Origin of the sequence: Oribacterium sinus (assembly GCF_963553175.1) — a bacterium.
Taxonomy (GTDB): Bacteria; Bacillota; Clostridia; order Lachnospirales; family Lachnospiraceae; genus Oribacterium; species Oribacterium sinus_B.
Genome location: NZ_CAUVME010000046.1, coordinates 1 through 15,038, shown reverse-complemented (window position 1 = coordinate 15,038; position 15,038 = coordinate 1). Strand labels below are relative to the sequence as shown.

Annotated in this window: 17 protein-coding genes; 2 read left to right on the top strand and 15 right to left on the bottom strand. The window is 41.3% G+C overall.

The genetic code is table 11. From position 1 onward, the window contains the following. Positions 1-30: 30 nt before the first annotated feature. Together RYO92_RS09990 and RYO92_RS09985 are read right to left on the bottom strand one after the other, a co-directional pair. Positions 31-1,281 (bottom strand): dicarboxylate/amino acid:cation symporter, encoded by a 1,251-nt coding sequence (locus RYO92_RS09990; protein ID WP_315370292.1) that lies wholly within the window; start codon positions 1,279-1,281, stop codon positions 31-33. A 16-nt stretch (positions 1,282-1,297) separates the two neighbouring features. Further along, the gene (locus tag RYO92_RS09985) at positions 1,298-1,987 is read right to left on the bottom strand and encodes a gamma-glutamyl-gamma-aminobutyrate hydrolase family protein (RefSeq protein ID WP_315370291.1); all 690 of its coding nucleotides are present in this window, start codon (positions 1,985-1,987) and stop codon (positions 1,298-1,300) included. 202 nt (positions 1,988-2,189) lie between these two features. On the opposite strand from RYO92_RS09985, the gene RYO92_RS09980 reads away from it, so the two are divergent. Next, positions 2,190-2,942 (top strand): gamma-glutamyl-gamma-aminobutyrate hydrolase family protein, encoded by a 753-nt coding sequence (locus RYO92_RS09980; RefSeq protein ID WP_315370290.1) that lies wholly within the window; start codon positions 2,190-2,192, stop codon positions 2,940-2,942. 73 nt (positions 2,943-3,015) lie between these two features. Then, the gene (locus RYO92_RS09975) at positions 3,016-4,413 is read left to right on the top strand and encodes an APC family permease (RefSeq protein WP_315370289.1); all 1,398 of its coding nucleotides are present in this window, start codon (positions 3,016-3,018) and stop codon (positions 4,411-4,413) included. Between the two features lie 371 nt (positions 4,414-4,784). On the opposite strand, the gene RYO92_RS09970 is transcribed toward RYO92_RS09975, so the two are convergent. From RYO92_RS09970 to RYO92_RS09910, 13 genes are all read right to left on the bottom strand, one after another. Then, positions 4,785-5,678 carry a YitT family protein gene (locus RYO92_RS09970; RefSeq protein ID WP_314833510.1) on the bottom strand — a complete coding sequence of 298 codons (894 nt, stop codon included), beginning with the start codon at positions 5,676-5,678 and terminating at the stop codon, positions 4,785-4,787. 169 nt (positions 5,679-5,847) lie between these two features. After that, entirely contained in the window at positions 5,848-7,038 is a 1,191-nt protein-coding gene (locus RYO92_RS09965; protein ID WP_315370288.1) for an ABC transporter substrate-binding protein, read from the bottom strand. 160 nt (positions 7,039-7,198) lie between these two features. Next, entirely contained in the window at positions 7,199-7,954 is a 756-nt protein-coding gene (locus RYO92_RS09960; protein ID WP_315370287.1) for an ABC transporter ATP-binding protein, read from the bottom strand. A gap of 72 nt (positions 7,955-8,026) precedes the next feature. Next, on the bottom strand, positions 8,027-9,061 hold the full coding sequence (locus RYO92_RS09955; RefSeq protein ID WP_315370286.1) for an ABC transporter permease: 1,035 nt from the start codon (positions 9,059-9,061) through the stop codon (positions 8,027-8,029). A 158-nt stretch (positions 9,062-9,219) separates the two neighbouring features. Continuing rightward, the gene (locus RYO92_RS09950; protein ID WP_315370285.1) at positions 9,220-9,375 is read right to left on the bottom strand and encodes a hypothetical protein; all 156 of its coding nucleotides are present in this window, start codon (positions 9,373-9,375) and stop codon (positions 9,220-9,222) included. Positions 9,376-9,395: 20 nt separating this feature from the next. Continuing rightward, positions 9,396-10,472 (bottom strand): ankyrin repeat domain-containing protein, encoded by a 1,077-nt coding sequence (locus tag RYO92_RS09945; protein WP_315370284.1) that lies wholly within the window; start codon positions 10,470-10,472, stop codon positions 9,396-9,398. A 19-nt stretch (positions 10,473-10,491) separates the two neighbouring features. Continuing rightward, positions 10,492-11,556, bottom strand: coding sequence for an ankyrin repeat domain-containing protein (locus RYO92_RS09940; RefSeq protein WP_315370283.1), 1,065 nt, complete (start codon positions 11,554-11,556; stop codon positions 10,492-10,494). Continuing rightward, complete coding sequence (locus tag RYO92_RS09935) at positions 11,549-11,986, bottom strand: hypothetical protein (protein ID WP_315370282.1); 438 nt, start codon at positions 11,984-11,986, stop codon at positions 11,549-11,551. Before RYO92_RS09935 ends, RYO92_RS09940 begins: the two co-directional genes overlap by 8 nt. 50 nt (positions 11,987-12,036) lie before the next feature. Then, positions 12,037-12,798, bottom strand: a complete 762-nt coding sequence (locus tag RYO92_RS09930) for a class I SAM-dependent methyltransferase (protein WP_315370281.1) — start codon at positions 12,796-12,798, stop codon at positions 12,037-12,039. Positions 12,799-12,835: 37 nt separating this feature from the next. Further along, positions 12,836-13,000: a hypothetical protein gene (locus tag RYO92_RS09925; protein ID WP_315370280.1), complete on the bottom strand. Its 165-nt coding sequence runs from the start codon at positions 12,998-13,000 to the stop codon at positions 12,836-12,838. Then, positions 12,987-13,112, bottom strand: a complete 126-nt coding sequence (locus tag RYO92_RS09920; protein WP_315370279.1) for a hypothetical protein — start codon at positions 13,110-13,112, stop codon at positions 12,987-12,989. The genes RYO92_RS09925 and RYO92_RS09920 overlap by 14 nt, the downstream gene beginning before the upstream one ends. 157 nt (positions 13,113-13,269) lie before the next feature. Then, positions 13,270-14,178 carry a peroxide stress protein YaaA gene (gene yaaA, locus RYO92_RS09915; RefSeq protein WP_315370278.1) on the bottom strand — a complete coding sequence of 303 codons (909 nt, stop codon included), beginning with the start codon at positions 14,176-14,178 and terminating at the stop codon, positions 13,270-13,272. A 74-nt stretch (positions 14,179-14,252) separates the two neighbouring features. Next, positions 14,253-15,023 carry a DNA/RNA nuclease SfsA gene (locus tag RYO92_RS09910; protein WP_315370293.1) on the bottom strand — a complete coding sequence of 257 codons (771 nt, stop codon included), beginning with the start codon at positions 15,021-15,023 and terminating at the stop codon, positions 14,253-14,255. Between the last annotated feature and the right edge of the window lie 15 nt (positions 15,024-15,038).

Sequence of the window (15,038 nt, the reverse complement as noted above, 5' to 3'; positions counted from 1 at the left end):
CCTTAGCTTTCTTTGCTAAAGCGTTTTTCTCTATGCCTTAGCTTTCTTTGCTAAAGCGTTCTTCATCCAGTCCTTACCATCTACAAAACGGGAAACGATAAAGGAAACCACATAATCACCTGCTGAGTTAATCATGGTTGCCGGTGGATCCACCAGATTGCCGATAGCAACCAGAATAGGGAAGGCCACCTCCATTTGATTAGGGAAGAAAATGCTGGCAATAATATACTCTCCGATATATCCGCCTCCGGGCACACCGCTCATTCCCACAGAAGAAAATACCGCAACCAGTACAATCACCGGAAGCTGGGCAAAGCTCACAGGAGTTCCCAAAGCTCCCATTACAAAGCAAATCTTTAGTACACAGGAGAAGCAGGAACCATCCATGTGCATGGTCGCTCCCAAAGGAAGCACAATATCGGACACATCCTTGGAAATTCCGCTTTCCTCCGCCACCTCCATATTGGTAGGAATGGTAGCCACTGAAGAACAGGTTCCCAAAGCCACAATCGCCGGCTTTAAAATATGGGACATCATCATTTTCACTCCATCCATTCCTGCGCCGATATAAGCCATCAAAGGGAATGCCGTGAAAATATAAATAAAGCAAACCGGATAATATAAAACCAATGCTCTTGCATAGCTCTCCGTAATCTGAGGGCCATAGCTTGCAACCAAATCTGCAAATATCGCAAAGAAGGCAATGGGCGCATAATAGGTTACGATTTGCACAAACTTCATCATGACCGCTGTCAGGCTATCCAAAAACTCCGCTACCTTCTTACCGGACTCTCCTGCTAAATTCACGGAAAAACCAAAAAGTACGGAAAAAACGATTAAAGGAAGCATGGCTCTTCTGGAGAGAAGTCCCACAAAATCCTCCACGGTAAAAAAGTTCAGCACCATTTCCGTAAGACTGGCGTGCTCTCCCACCTCTTCTGCACTAAGAGTCTTCCAGGGCTGTAAAACCGGTGGAAAAATCTGGCAAAGTACAAAAAAGACAATGGCCGCGAAGGCTCCGGTAATCACGAAGCTGAGCACCGTAACCCCCATAATTTTTCCGGCTCTCTTCCGGCTCTTCATATTGGCAACCGCCCCTGCAATAGAGGCAAATACCATAGGCACCACCACGCAGAACATCATGCGGATAAACAGGTCTCCCAAAAATTTAATGCCGTGGGCAAAATCCGGTGCCGCATAGCCTGTTATAGAGCCCAATACCATGGCTGAAATCAAAATCAATAAAAAACGATAGTTTCCTGCAATAGATTTGCTTTTCATCTCAAATACCTCTTCTTTATTTTGTCAAAAATCGGAAAATTCCGGGAAAGCTTTGGTCAATTTCCGGATGGAACTGAATCCCCAGCATTTTCTCTCCGTATTCAATGCCCTCAATTCCGCCATCCTCCGCAAAAGCCACAGCCCGGATATCCTCTGCCGGCTTAGTAATCCGATAACGGTGCATACTGGCTCCTTGAATTCTATCCCCGGGAAAATGCTTTCTTAGAGCGGAATCCTCTATAATCCGAATCTCCTGCTTCACCAAATGCTCTTCTCCCCGGTTGGGATTGCATTTCCAATGCCCCTCCACCGGTTCCACAAAGAAATACCGCTCCTTCTTCATTTCCTCATAGACTTCCAAAATACTCTTACCGGGACGATTCCTCTGCTCTTCCTTGGCAATAAAATAACTGTGTATAGCCTGCATGCCAAGACAAACGCCCAAGAGCTTTTTTCCGGTTTTCAAGGCATGGGCAATAACTTGAAAATGATAGGGAAAAATCCGTTTTCCTCCACAAAGTAAAAAAGCATCGCAAAGAGTTAAAGCCTCTTCCTTTACTGTACCGTCCACACCGATAATTCCGATAGGAATACCGCCCGCTTCTTCCACTCTTTTGGTATAAAGCTCATGAAAAATAGCATTGTCTTCATAGGGATTTTCCGTCTCCCGAAGGCGAGAGGGGGGAACTATTCCGATAATCTTCATTCTCTACTCCTTTTCCAAACAAATTCATCATACACTATTTTCTGATAAGAAAAAAGAAAAGCGCTTCCTTAAATTGTCTTTTTTATGTCTTTTTTCTGCATTTTTCTGTAAAGTTATCTCATCTTTTCCAAAAATCCAATTTCCCATAAAATACATTTATGGCATAATAGCATAGCGATAAAATAGTATGAAAGGATGCATTATGAAAAAAACAGTAATCGGTATTTCCACCAGTGTGCTTGTGGATCAGGGGGGCGGATTCCCCGGCTATGAAAGAATTTATGTGAATAAGGACTATGTTTCTGCCGTTATCGCTGCGGGAGCAGTACCTCTTATGATCCCTATGGAGGATTGCGAGGAAAATCTGCGAGCTAGCTTAGAGCTTGTTGACGGCATTATTTTTTCAGGGGGACAGGATATTGCTCCCTACCGTTACGGAGAGGAGCCCCATGTAAAGCTACAGGGAATCTGTCCCGAAAGAGATGAATTTGACTTTCTACTCTATCGTCTGGCGAAAGAGAAAAAACTTCCCATTTTGGGAATCTGCCGCGGATATCAGTTAATGAATGTGGCAGAGGGAGGAAGTCTTTACCAGGATCTTTCCTTAAAGACTACGGAAAGCTTTAAGCATTCTCAGGGGCACGGACCTTCTATTCCTACCCATAGCATGAAAATAGAAGCAGGCAGCCGGCTGGCTAAGATTCTAGGCAAGGAAGAGCTTCATATCAACAGCTTTCACCATCAGGCGATTAAGGAGGTTCCTGCAAGCTTAAGCGTTTCCGGAAGAGCCTTGGATAATGTAATCGAAGCAATAGAATTAAAGGACTATCCATTCGGTATCGGAGTCCAGTTCCATCCGGAAATGTTACAGGCAAAGTACGAAGATATTCAAAAAATATTCCTTGCCCTGGTGGAAGCCTGTAAGGAATATCACAATTTGAACGGAAAAGCTTAGAATTTATCTGTCAAATCCCGGGAAAAGTCGACCCGAAATATTTCGGGTCTTCTATTAAATTAAAGGAGTTCAAATGAGTAAATCGCAAAAGTTGGGCTTTTGGTCCATCGTATTATTAACGATTAATTCCATTATCGGAACCGGAATCTTTCTATCACCCGGTTCTGTTGTAAAACAGGTAGGCTCCTATGCGCCGCTTGCTTATCTCTGCGCTGCAGGCTTCGCCGTAATTTTAGCCTTAAGCTTTGCTTCCGCCTCCCGCTATGTGGTGAAGAGTGGAGCAGCCTATGCTTACGTAGAAGCAGCCTTCGGTGAAAATGCCGGACTTTATATCGGAATCACCCGATTCGTTTCCGCCAGCATTGCCTGGGGCGTGATGGCCACCGGCGTAGTAAAAACCGTCCTGCAGATTTTTGGTCTGGACACCAATAGCTTTGCTTTGGTAACAGTAGGCTTTATTCTTTTGATGCTGGTCCTCTTTATCATTAATCTGTTCGGGCTCAAGGTTCTGGAATTTGTTTCCAACATATCTACATTAGGAAAGGTATTGGCTCTATCTCTCACGATTCTGGCAGGAATTTTCTTCTTGTTACGGCATAGGCAAACCGCAGACCTGTCTCTGCTGGTACCCGGAAACAGTAGCGGCACCGTTCCCGCTTTAAGCAGTAAATCCTTTGTCACAGCCATTGTAGCAGCCTTTTATGCCTTTACCGGCTTTGAAGGAGTAGCCAGCGGTTCTTCCGATATGGAAAAGCCGGAAAAAAACCTTCCAAAAGCCTTGCCCTTATCCATCTTCATGATTGCCGCTATCTACTTGGGCATTGTTTTTGTATCCATGCAGCTGAATCCCATGGCACTGCTAAACTCAAGCAATGTTGTGGTTTTAGCCGACATTTTTGCAAATCCCGTATTGCAAAACGCCATCGTTTTAGGTGCCTTTATCTCCATGTTCGGTATTAATATTGCGGCTTCCTTTCATACCCCCAGACTTTTGGAGGCAATGGCCAAGGACGGACAGGTAAACAACGTGTTCACTAAGAGAACTGCAGGAGGCTTTCCCTATGCCGCCTTTGTATTCAGCATTTTGTGGGCGATTATGATTCCTATGGCCTTCCATTACGATATGAAGGGCATTATGATTATCAGCTCCATTGCCCGATTCGTACAATTCCTTTTGGTACCTTTGGCTGTACTATGCTTTTACTACGGTAAACAAAAGGGAGAAATCATTGAAAAGCCCATCAAAAGCTTTATCCTGGATGTGCCCTTATCCGTCCTGGCCATTCTCTTAACCCTCTTCCTGCTCAGTCAATTTAACTGGGTCGCACAATTCAGCAGTAAAAAAGATGGCTTTATAGAGCCGAACTTCTATGCCATCTTTGCTATGGTTTTCGGTTATATACTCTTCCCCTGGCTTGCCTTTGTATTAAGGGAACATCAAAAGTATTCTCAAAACAAAAAGGCGCTGTGAAAATCAAAATAGTAAGGAGATTTTCTGCAATATAGGTCTGAATATGGGGTAGTCTGAGCCTGATACTTGTGAAAGACCGGCGAAAAGAAGGACTGTAAAGTCAATAATTGAAGCGAATGATACAGTGTGGAGCTATAATAAGGGCAATCTGAGCCCGCCGGTACTTACTGAAAGCGAGCTAAAGCGAAGCTTGAAGTTAGTACCGCTGCGAAGGCGAAGTTAGCGGGAGCGTGCCCTAATTATAGTCCCACACTGTATCAGAGCGTCTTCTTATAGCGAGTGCAGTCCTTCACTGCGCAAGGCGAGGCTAGCGAGAGCATGCCCCAATTCAGACCTATATTGCTCAGAAAATCCTTTTTTATTATTATCTTTTAATCTTCTCCTTTAATTCGCACAAAGCGTTCTCCTATGCCGTATACGGTCACAATTGGTGCCACCTCCATAAAGGCTCTGGGAAAATGCTCCGCAAGGTACTTACGAATCATGGCCGACTGTCTGGGGGAACAAATAGAGGAAAGCATAATCTTTTCTTCTTTTGTATAGGCTCCCACAACTCTTGTTTGGGTAACTCCACGGCCAAGCCCCAAAATATACTTGGTAATGTCTTCCGTATCATCTTTGATAAATGGAATAATGGTGACCTTATAAAGCTTTTGACGGAAACCGAAAAGCATATAGTCCATAATATAAATACAAATCACATGGTTAACCAAAGCATAAAGTGCAATATCTTTTCCGAAAACGAAGCCCAGAGAAATCAGAATGGAACCGTCCAGGAAAAGCATGACTTTACTTAAGGGAACACCTTTAAAAACCTTCCGGTTCAAGATTCTGGCAACAGTATCCGTTCCGCCGAAGGTTACCCCCGCCCGAAGAACCAAGCCGGAGCCAACACCATAAAACAAAGAGAAATAAATACACACCAAAAACATTTCTCCTTGCACGAAGACAAAGTCAAACATTCCCGTAAGCACCAATAAAGTAGGATAGAGAAAAGAAACGAAGATAATCTTCATAAACTCTTCTCGTTTCAGAAAAATAAAAGCTAAAATCAGTATGGTAATACTGAAAAAGTAATAAATATAGGTGTAGCGAATCCCGATAAAACGTTCCGCCATCTGAGACAATCCTGTTACTCCGCTGGTAGACAGCTTATTCGGCACCAAAATGCAGTTTACGGAAAAAGCCGTTATAAAACAGCCTACAATAATCTGCACATAGTTTAAAATCCTTTTCTGTAGCTTGTGCTCCTGCTCTGCTTCCATTTTTCTGCTCCTTCTATCTTAAGAACTCGTTACGAACAAAAGAAGAAGCACTAAACGCACTTCTTCTTCATTTTTTGAACTATGTCTATTTTAGCACAGTGAAAAGAAAGTAAAAGGTTTTTTTTTACAAACTATCCATACTTATAGATAAATGCACTAGATAAAAATATTAATCCATAGGCTTCCAGAATTTTTCCACAATTTCTTCTTCCTTCAGATTCTTATCCAATAGTCCAAAGGACTGATAATCCTTAATAACCTTTCTCATAGCCGTTTCCGTCTGCTCATCGCTAAGAACAAAATTCAGAGAATTGGCAAAATCCAAGACCTTCTGTCTATCACCACTTGCCCAGTTCTTTTCCAAAAGAAGATCTACGAAGGTCTCCTTATTGTCCTCAATCCACTGGCTGCAATAGATGCTGGCGTTCTCTAATTTCTTGGCTGTAATAGGATTTTCCTTAGCAAAATCCGCATTCATAATCTGTACACAGCAAGGTTCAATCTTGAAGTCAGGATCAGTAGTAAGGGAACGAATTGGACGAATAATACCCTCATCTACAAATTTCCGTGCAAACATATCGGACATCATGGCTCCCTGCACTTCTCCATTCTGTAAAGCCATAATCACTGCATCATTGGCAACCACCTTGTACTTCACTTCCTCAGGCTTAATGCCGTCGTTACTAAAGAAACGAAGAGCAATATTATGGTCGGAATTTCCGATACCGTCGCTTAAAGAAACCGTCTTTCCCTTTAAATCCGCGGTACTTTGAATATCGGAATCCTTAAGAACATATAAAGTCTTACAGCCACTGTGAGCACCTTTTGTAAATACCAGATTCAATCCGTTTACCGCAGGAACAAAAACGGAAGCCAAATGGTCTGCGGCAATATCCACCTTTCCTGTGGCTACCGCATCCTTAGCTTCGGTCATCTGGCTGATAGCTGTACTTAAGCCCTCTGCCTTATAAAATCCCTCTTCCTGGGCAGTACCGAAGGTTCCGGTGCAAAGTCCTCCATTATAGCCGATTTGGATATCCTTGCCATAAGCAGGCTCTTTTTTCCAAGCTTCTTCCTCTTCCGGAGTAAGCTTTAAGGGATGATACACAATATCCTTTGCCTCCGGACGGTCGGAAAATCCCCCCTTGATTTCTTCGGTTTGCTGTTCTCCATTCTCCTGCTTTGCTTCCTGTGCTGTACTTTCCTTATCGCCCTCAGCCTTTTCCTGACTTTCGGCCGAAGTTCCTGTTTCCGCCTTTGTCGTTTCCGCCTGCTTTCCCACCTGACTGCTGCAAGCCGTCATAGAAAAAATGGAAGCAAAAGCCAATGCCATTCCCAGCTGTCTCAATGTCTTTTTCATCATACACTCCTCTTCTTGCCTGTACATTTCTTGTTCCTATTTATCTAAAAACCCATCGCAAAACGCCATGTTCCAATATTCCCATTGGCCTTCATAAGACTACTTCTATAAGGCCTCTCTAAGACTTCCATTACGTTTTGTATGAGTTTTAAGAAACTCCTTAAGCTGACTCTTCCTCCTGATCCACCCCAAGAAGACGCATAATTTCCTCACGGTAAGATAAAAACTTGGAATCCAACCTTTTTCTGGGATAATCCAAATCAATAGAAATATCCCTTAAAATACTGCCTCCCGCCTTAGCCATAACAATGACTCTGGTACCCATATAAATGGCCTCATCCACATCATGGGTCACCATCAACATCATATTTTTCTTTTCCTTCCATAAAAGGAGTAGTTCATCCTGCATCTGCATTCTGGTAAAGGCGTCCAATGCTCCCAGGGGTTCATCCAGTAAAAAGACCTCCGGCTCATTAATCATGGTTCTTACCAAAGCTACTCTTTGCGCCATTCCCCCGGATAATTCGTGAGGATAAGCCTTTCGGAATTTAGTCAAATGTGTCAACTCCAACATTCTCTCTATCTCTTCCGGTTTTTTCTTTCCCTGCATTCTGGGGCCAAACGCAATATTTTCCTCAACCGTAAACCATGGAAAAAGAGTGGGCTTTTGGAAGGCCATGCCTCTTTTGGCATCCGTTCCTTCTATTTCCTGCCCATCCAGCATTAGTCTTCCCGAAGTGGGAGGAATTAATCCGGCCACCAAACGAAGCAAAGTGGATTTACCACATCCGCTGGGGCCTACAATCGAAAGAAATTCTCCTTCCTTCACCTGCAAATTCACAGGAGAAAGAGCGAAGGTAATTTCCTTTTCCTTACGGGCAAAACTTTTTGAAACATTTTCTATTACTAATCCCAAGAGCTACTCCTTTCCGGACAGGTTCTTTCTTTCAGCCAACTGTCAGTTCTCATTCTTCTAATCCTTTTCTTATCAATCCCTCAGCATACCTTCCTGCCAACGAAGCACTCGTTTTTTGATGCTGTTTAAAAGAAAATTCACGGTAACAAAGATACCGCAGATGAGAATAATGGCACCGTACATTTTTCCATACTCCGCCCAGCTCTTTTGCCAGGTGATATACCAGCCAAGTCCGGACTCCACACCAATCATTTCCGCAACCATCAAAGCCATACAAGCTGAACTCATGGCCTGAACCATACCTTGGAAAATGCTGGGTAAGGCCGAGGGTATAGCGATTTCCAGGATCAAATCCTTCTCCTTTGCCCCCAAAGTTCTTGCCGCCTCATAATAAGACTTGTCCATGTTCCGAATGCCGGTAATTGTTGCTAAGGTAATGGAGAACCAAACGCCCAGCGCAATGATGAAGACACTTCCCCGGAACAAAGAAGTCGCTAAAACCATGACAATCGGAATCCATGTAGTACTGGGAATTGAGCCCAAGAGTTTCATAAAAGGTTCAATCCAGTAATTTATTTTTTTGTTATATCCACAGGCAATTCCTGTAAAAAGCCCCACAATCAGTCCGGAAAAATAACCGCAAAATAATAAAAACAAAGAGCTCATGGTACATTCCCACAGGTACGCTCTATCCTGCACCATAGAAGAAAGCACCTTGTCAATACTGGGAAAATATGGAGTAATCAAAATATTGCTTTTTAGGGTCAGGGAATCATAGAGCATGAACAAAAAAAACACAAAAGCACGAAAAGGAGCATGGTAAAGATAATTCTTTCTTTGTCTTTTCCCCCTAAGGCAAAGCAGAAAAGAAATTCCATTTCCCAATAATAAAAGCAATAAAAAAAAGGCATAAACGTAACTTGCCTCAAACCCGTGATGGTTAGGAACATAGAAGTATTCTAAAAGTGCCAGAACTCCCATCAAAAAGGGACTCAATTGAATCAAAAGATCGAGATTTTTCTCTCGCTTTGTTTTGCTCCCTTCTTCCTGTTCCAAAAGTTCTTCTACACTACTAACTTCCCCACATTCCTTGGAAATACCGTTCATGCCTTCCCCCGCGCTTAAAAATTTTCAAAATCACAAATGAAAAAATCTTGTTGTATTGTATGTTTTTATGGACAGCTTGTCTAATTGTCTTTCCGGATATCTCCGAAGTTTTATAGAGAGTATTTATAAACGAAATACAGAACGCTACACAATTGACACTAAGGGTAATGGGAATAACGTACTTTCTCTGTAGCTACAAGGATTTCTTCGTAATCATCGAGATATCCCTCTTCAACAGGGTCATCCATATCCAGTTCCTCAAAATTCTCACAAACATACTCTACTATCTGCTTTAAGTTATCGACTATCTGCATACACTTCACCCCCTGTTGTATTACTCGTACTCACCTTCAATTATTTTTTGCATATATAATGGCATATCATTTATAATTTCAGAAAAATCGCACATATCTCGCATTTCCTCGTGTTCCTCATCATAAAAAGCTACCTTCTTTGTCTTTGGATTCCAAACTATGTAAACATGATCATAATCTCCTGTAGACTTTGATATACGAAGAAACTTGGCTCTACCTTTCTTCATAGGTATCGTATCCGTCAGAGAGAAAAACTCAATCCACTTAAAATCGCAGTCTTTAAGTTCAAAATGCAGTTCTTCACCTTGAAGAAAATCCATAACTGCCTTAGATAGCTTAAATGGCTTTAATTCATCTAACTTATTATGCAGACTGTGATAGCTATCAGGCTCTAACCCCTTAAAATATGCAGCCATTTCCTCATCGCCATTCTCAACTGCGATGCTGTACGGACGCATCCCGTCTTTTTCAGTAATTGTCACATCTGCACCATTTTCTACAAGATATTTACACATTTTAAGATCCACATATCTGGCAGCTACACAAAGCGGAGTAGGCTTAAATGGATATACTGAATCTGCTGCATTGTAGTTAATATCAACTCCGTTCTTTATAAAGAAATCAAGCACTTCATAATTTCTGTCTGAAACTGCACTACGAAATGCCTGTCCGCCGTATTTTTCTATTCTATGACCTAATTCGTGGATTAGAGCAAGATTATCGTATTTTCCACCATATAATGCCTGACTAAAGGCCTCTAACTTTACATTATTGACACCGTCTACCTTTGCTCCATGGTCTACGAGATATCTGATTATAGCTTCATCGCAATACCTTACTGCAAGTAAGAATGAAGGATTCCCTTTTACGTTCAGATTTGCTCCCTTTTCCACCAGCCACTTTACAGAATCAAAGCTTTCCATAATCAGGGTAAGGCCTAAAGGGGAGAGTCTTGTATATTTACCGAGTTTTATATCCTCTTCTATATCGAAGCCCTCAGATAAATGCTTATCTAAAGCCAATGTATCTCCGTTTATAATATCACTTACAATCCCGGGAACAGATTCAAAATCTCCTATGTCTTTTATTGTAATCATCTGCAATCTCCTGTGATTATTATCTGTTATAATTTATTTCGCCTAGCGGAATTGGGTTAGGGTTTAAGATTACCCAACTAACTGCAAGCTCGCATAATCTTGTAATTACACCATCCTCAGCCAAACCTTTTCCATCTATCTTTGAAATAAGCACCTTACTCTCTTCTATCTCCTTCTCTGACAGCGCATTTCCTTCTGCAAAATGAACCGGCAGCGAATTTAGCATATTTCTATAACTCCTATCCCAGTTTATTCCACCGTTTCTGTTAATTTCATCGTCCACCCTGCCTGCTATGCGGATAACCTCTCCCTGAACTGTTTTTGCGGCTCCTGTAGATGGAATTAGTAAATCCCAAAGCTCATTATACTGCTCTTTCCAAGTGCTCCCCTTTACAAGAATAGGAGAAACGCCGTCATGTATTATTCTTTTTGCCACAGGCTTTGCACCAAAGATATTGTAGAGCTTTGACAGGGCTGTATCTACCTCTTCACAGGAAGCTTCACTAAAGTTATCCCTGTGGAATTCAAAATCCTTACCGATTATTTCTACTTTTTCTGCCATCTCAGGCGTAATTTCTACACCTGCCTTTATTAACATTTCTGCAATTTGGGCCAAAGGCACTACCCTTATTCCTCCGCACGCTGTAAGAGCAGCTAGTAGCGGAGTTTCGCCTCTTTCATTTTTAGCATTGACATCTGCACCCTTTTCAATCAAAAAGCGTACTGTATTAGGGCGGAAATACTCTGCTGCCACATGAAGCGGCGTATTTCCATATCTATTTGGCTTTTGTATATCTCCTCCCAGCTCATAAAGCAGTTTTACTGTATCCATGCCAAAGCTTGCCTGACTGTACAAAGGTGTGCATCCATAATAGTCAGGTATATTTACATCAAGGCCCTGCTTAACAAGCCAGATAACAAGCTCATCAGGTACGCCCTTGTAATGAAGTGCAGTGCGCAAACCGAATTTTCCATCATAGGCAGTAAGCTCACATTTATCATAGACAGCTTTAAGTGCTTCAATATCTCCCACTTTAAGCAATTCATCAAAGTCTTTTGGCAGGGTAACTCTTTTCTTAGCCATAATTCTTCTCCTTCGTTATATAAATCCAATCAAGTCCCTTAACATCCCTTAAAACCATAGATTTTCCGTCATAATCATTTTTTAATTCAACTTCATTTTCTTTAACTTTCACATTATTATACCAATCGCCAAGGCTTGCGTATTCTCCAGTATGTATGTTGATGAGCCTGCTCGTTATAGGATCCCAAGTACCCTTCTCTACAGTTTCTGCGAGCATATAATAGGCGTCTAAAAATATAAGATTTCTCCCATACATCCAAAATGGAAGCTTAACATCCAATAGCGGCAATTTTGCAGAGAAAATCTCATCTCCATGCGGCGGCACTGTTTCAAAATGAAATTCTATCTCACTTCCATAATATGCTATCGTTGCCCCTTCACAGCCTATATTGTAAGGAATGCCCTCCTCAGCTACTATAAATTCTTCCATTGCGTCCTCCTACGGCTTACTATTTTACTCAAAAAACAAAGTAAAATTTATTATTTCTTTTTAGCCACAAAATAATATCTATGAATTTTCCCCTTAATTACACCTTCTTTATCAAGAATTCCCTGTGCCTTAAAAAGCTTATCCTGATATTTCTCCACTTCAAAACCCGGAAATTCCCAATCAATAATTCTGGCAAACCAAACCAGTGCACCTACATCATAAAACTCTATCGGTCTGTAGACTTCATCTGCTTCCACAATGTCAAATCCGTTATCAGCAAATTTCTGTCTTGCAATACTTAAATATGCTTCCGGAAAAGGAATTTCAACATCACCTATCAAAAGTTCTACAAGTTCTCTGTCATTTTCTGCACCGACTTGTTGCGTAAGAAATACTCCCCCGCTTTTAAGAGTTCTTTTAATTTCGTTTATGTTATATTGACCATGCCTGTTAGTAATAATGTCAAAGTAGTTATCTTCAAAAGGAAGAATATCTCCTCCGTCACATGCTTTAAAATCTATTCCTAACGGAAGAAGTCTTTCCTCACATATTTTGATGTTTGGTTCATACCCTTCAATCGCAGCAGTATGTTTAGCGTTTGCCATAAAAGACAAAAGAAATTCGCCGCCTCCTGTTTCCATGTCCAATAAGTAATCTGTATCATTCAAATAGGATTTTATAATGTTTTCAAAATCCCAAGGAAGATCATCCTCTTCTTTATATCTTCCTCTAATATGTGAGAAATCCCAACCTTTAATATGAGCTATTTCCTGCTCATACAACCATTGATTTATAAGTGCTTGTTTTTCCATTTTTCTCCTTTCACTACCATAAATATCAAGATATGTTTCATCCCTCTATATCAGCCGATATAATCCCCTTCTTAGGGCTTCCATTAACTGCTATGCTGTGTCCAAAGAAAAGGTCTTTATCCTTTATAACCACAGGCTTTCTATACTCTGTAAGTAGTTCTTCAAGTTCTGGATAAGCTACGTTTTTTTCAATAACTTCCACCACCACCTTCATGTCTTAGAATAATAATCTCTCTTTCTTCTTTCTCAAAAGAGTTTTCCCATTCACTCTGTGTCATTTTATTTCTTAGTCTTATATATTCTATTAATTCCATTATTCTCTCCAGTCAATCCCAAACGATTTCCAAACATTTATAATTTTCAGTACATATAATTATTCTAAAAAAAGCCCTTCCCATTCCTTTCGGAAGGAAAAGAGCTTAATACGACGAAAACTCTTTTGCTTTTCTATTTCTGTCAATTTCTATTTCTTTATTTTCGAAGGAAAATATATTGATCTTCCGTGGAAAGTTTATCCTCAAAGTTAAAATCCAGCCCCTTAAAGCCCTTGATTTCTTCTGCGTTTTCTATCTTATTTTCTGCCAAAAAGCGCACCATTTCTCCTCTTGCCATCTTGGCATAGACGCCCTTTTGCACAAGCTTTTCTCCTGACTTCTCATAAAAACCGCAGCTAATGTAGTGAATGGGAAATGATAATTCTTTCGGTTCATCTTTCCACATGATTTTTTTCCTCAGGATTCTATCCTTGGGAAGATATTTCTCTATACATTTGGCATATTCTTTGGAGGCGAGATTGAGGATTAGCATAGGATTTTCATTTTCCAACGACTTTTCTCCCTCTTTTTGCAAACGCTCTTCTATCTCTTCCAAAAACAATGCAGTCCAGATATCCTCCCCCCAAAAGTCATACAGATTTTTAGAAGTACCAATCTTCGCCTTTGCCTGCATTTCCAAACGATAGGGAACCACCCCATCTAGGGGCTTTACCACGCCATAAAAGCCGGAAAGAATACGAAGATGGCTCTGTAAATACGCCAGTTGAGAGGCCTCCATAACAGAGGGAGCCATATACTGATACTGAATCCCTTCGTAGGATAAAATGGCAGGACTACAATTTCTTCTCAAATCCATCTTAGCTACTCTATCACTATTTTCCCTGGCCAAATCCTCATTACAGGCCCAAAGCTCTTTTAACTCTAAAAAAGAAAGAGATTTTAAATATTGTAAAAGGCGTTCCGTCTTTCCCGACAGATTCAATCCGCCTTTCAAAAATGTACTATTTTCCTCTGCTCCTGATTCCACAAAAAGAGGATAGCCTTGGTGAGGGATATCCAATTCAGATGTTTTCATTTTTTTCGCAGGAGAAATTATAATTTTCATAAAATACCTTTCCTCTAAAAATCAAGCTAACTATTCTCGAATTAAAAAATCATCCTTTTAAAACAAGCCAAAAGCTATGAAGAAATCCACATACCTCCCTTTGTCACGGTACAGGGTAAATACAGAATCTTTACCCCGGACTGCCGGGCTTCTTCCAATGCGTCTCCAAAGGCCTTATGGGTTTCCACATTCGGATATACCATAGAAACCTTGGGCATAGCAATCACAAAAGCCAAAATAGCGATATAGCCCTCCTGCATAGCCTTCGTAAGTTCCCTTAAATGCTTTACTCCACGTTCCGTCGGGGCATCCGGGAAATAACCGATGCCGTCCCTTTCCAAGGTACATCCCTTTACTTCTAAGAGATATTTACGGATATTCCCTGATACATTGAGAAGCTCCTGACTCTGCATTCTTATATTCTCGGCCTGCTGCTCCTTTCCATTTCTTTCTTCCCTTTCCCCATATTCCCAAAAGGCTTCCGGAAGCGCCATATCCCGTTCCATGTAAAAATCCACTCTGGAATCACGAAAAACATACTCCGGCTTTAGCTTTTCGAAGGCAAAGCCTCTGAGCCACTCCAAAACCACCTGATTCGGGGCCTGACTGTCGATGTTTACCAGACCCAACCCTGCCTTCTCCACCGCCACCAAATCAAAGGCAGTCTTACGATTGGGATTTCCGCTTTTCTCCAAATATACTTTAACCCCCGGTAGCAAGAGTTCCTTACAGCGCCCGGTATTTTTCACATGCACCGTTTCCTCCTTACCCTCTATCTCCACATGGGCAATAAAACGATTTGGACGGTCCAAAAACTTTCCCTCAACAATATTTTGATACTGCATACTTCCTCTTATTTT

Excerpts from the sequence above, each read along its gene's own strand:
- RYO92_RS09935 (WP_315370282.1), bottom strand. The coding sequence starts at position 11,986 with ATGGAAGAATTTATAGTAGCTGAGGAGGGCATTCCTTACAATATAGGC.
- RYO92_RS09910 (WP_315370293.1), bottom strand. The coding sequence starts at position 15,023 with ATGCAGTATCAAAATATTGTTGAGGGAAAGTTTTTGGACCGTCCAAAT.
- RYO92_RS09950 (WP_315370285.1), bottom strand. The coding sequence starts at position 9,375 with ATGCAGATAGTCGATAACTTAAAGCAGATAGTAGAGTATGTTTGTGAG.
- RYO92_RS09955 (WP_315370286.1), bottom strand. The coding sequence starts at position 9,061 with ATGAACGGTATTTCCAAGGAATGTGGGGAAGTTAGTAGTGTAGAAGAA.
- RYO92_RS09965 (WP_315370288.1), bottom strand. The coding sequence starts at position 7,038 with ATGAAAAAGACATTGAGACAGCTGGGAATGGCATTGGCTTTTGCTTCC.
- RYO92_RS09940 (WP_315370283.1), bottom strand. The coding sequence starts at position 11,556 with ATGGCTAAGAAAAGAGTTACCCTGCCAAAAGACTTTGATGAATTGCTT.
- RYO92_RS09930 (WP_315370281.1), bottom strand. The coding sequence starts at position 12,798 with ATGGAAAAACAAGCACTTATAAATCAATGGTTGTATGAGCAGGAAATA.
- RYO92_RS09945 (WP_315370284.1), bottom strand. The coding sequence starts at position 10,472 with ATGATTACAATAAAAGACATAGGAGATTTTGAATCTGTTCCCGGGATT.
- RYO92_RS09990 (WP_315370292.1), bottom strand. The coding sequence starts at position 1,281 with ATGAAAAGCAAATCTATTGCAGGAAACTATCGTTTTTTATTGATTTTG.
- RYO92_RS09975 (WP_315370289.1), top strand. The coding sequence starts at position 3,016 with ATGAGTAAATCGCAAAAGTTGGGCTTTTGGTCCATCGTATTATTAACG.
- yaaA (WP_315370278.1), bottom strand. The coding sequence starts at position 14,178 with ATGAAAATTATAATTTCTCCTGCGAAAAAAATGAAAACATCTGAATTG.
- RYO92_RS09985 (WP_315370291.1), bottom strand. The coding sequence starts at position 1,987 with ATGAAGATTATCGGAATAGTTCCCCCCTCTCGCCTTCGGGAGACGGAA.
- RYO92_RS09970 (WP_314833510.1), bottom strand. The coding sequence starts at position 5,678 with ATGGAAGCAGAGCAGGAGCACAAGCTACAGAAAAGGATTTTAAACTAT.
- RYO92_RS09920 (WP_315370279.1), bottom strand. The coding sequence starts at position 13,112 with ATGGAATTAATAGAATATATAAGACTAAGAAATAAAATGACACAGAGT.
- RYO92_RS09980 (WP_315370290.1), top strand. The coding sequence starts at position 2,190 with ATGAAAAAAACAGTAATCGGTATTTCCACCAGTGTGCTTGTGGATCAG.